We start from the raw sequence: 310 nt of genomic DNA, 5'->3' as shown, positions 1-310 counted from the left end.
CGCCAGAGGAGTCGGTCCAGGTGCCGCTCACCGATTCCGGCACCAGCGAGCCGGACCGGCCCAAGCCCGCCGACGTGCTTGCACTTGTAACGCTGCCGGAATGCTTGAGCATACTGGAAAGCGCCTGCGCCGTAAGTGATGGCTCACATACAACACCCCTGGTGCTGAACGGAACCCGGCTCTATCTGCGCAGATTCTGGCGCTACGAACAACGCATTGCGGCGGGTATCCGGCACCGCCTGGCTTTGCCATCACCCCTGGCAGATCCGGAATCCGGTCCGGCCCGCACCCTGTCTCTCGCTCTGGATAC

At 63.9% G+C, this 310-nt stretch carries 1 pseudogene; it reads left to right on the top strand.

Annotated features, from left to right (window positions below):
• Positions 1-20: 20 nt before the first annotated feature.
• Positions 21-310, top strand: a pseudogene (locus tag B2W52_RS21090) (exodeoxyribonuclease V subunit alpha); the annotation flags it as partial.

It is taken from the genome of Marinobacter sp. UBA2498 (genome assembly GCF_002341575.1).
Taxonomy (GTDB): domain Bacteria; phylum Pseudomonadota; class Gammaproteobacteria; order Pseudomonadales; family Oleiphilaceae; genus Marinobacter; species Marinobacter manganoxydans.
This window is presented reverse-complemented; position numbering and strand designations above follow the sequence as displayed.